The following is a 425-nucleotide window of genomic DNA, read 5'->3' on the forward strand; positions in this document are numbered from 1 at the left end:
AGATCCGCGACCACGAGAGCGAGGGCGAGCCGGTCGCCCTGCGCCTGTGGGCCGGCGACGGGGCGGTCCGTCTGCTCGACCACGACGAGCCGACCGGCACGATGCTGCTGGAACGCCTCGACTCCTCCCGGATGCTCGCCCACCAGCCGGACGTCCACGAGGGCGTCCTCGTGATCGCCCGCCTCCTGGCCCACCTCCACGCCACCACCGCTCCCCCGGGAATGCGCCGCCTCGGCGACATCGCCGCGTCCATGCTGGAGCGCACGCCCGCCGTGCTGGACCGCATCCCCGACCCCGAGGCGCGGGGCCTGGTCGCCGACTGCGCGGCCGCCGTGCGCGAGGTCGCGGACGAGCCGGGCGACCGGCTGCTCCACTGGGACCTGCACGACGAGAACGTCCTCGCCGCCGACCGTGCGCCCTGGCTG

Annotated in this window: 1 protein-coding gene (cut by a window edge); it reads left to right on the plus strand. The window is 75.8% G+C overall.

What is annotated here, in order from left to right; genetic code table 11:
* Positions 1-425, plus strand: part of the annotated coding region (locus CCN29_RS32640; protein WP_442538622.1) for an aminoglycoside phosphotransferase family protein (this coding region is incomplete at its 3' end). 76 nt of the annotated region lie to the left of the window's left edge; 425 of its 501 annotated nt are in view.

The organism is Streptomyces pseudogriseolus, assembly GCA_002154585.1.
GTDB lineage: Bacteria > Actinomycetota > Actinomycetes > Streptomycetales > Streptomycetaceae > Streptomyces > Streptomyces pseudogriseolus.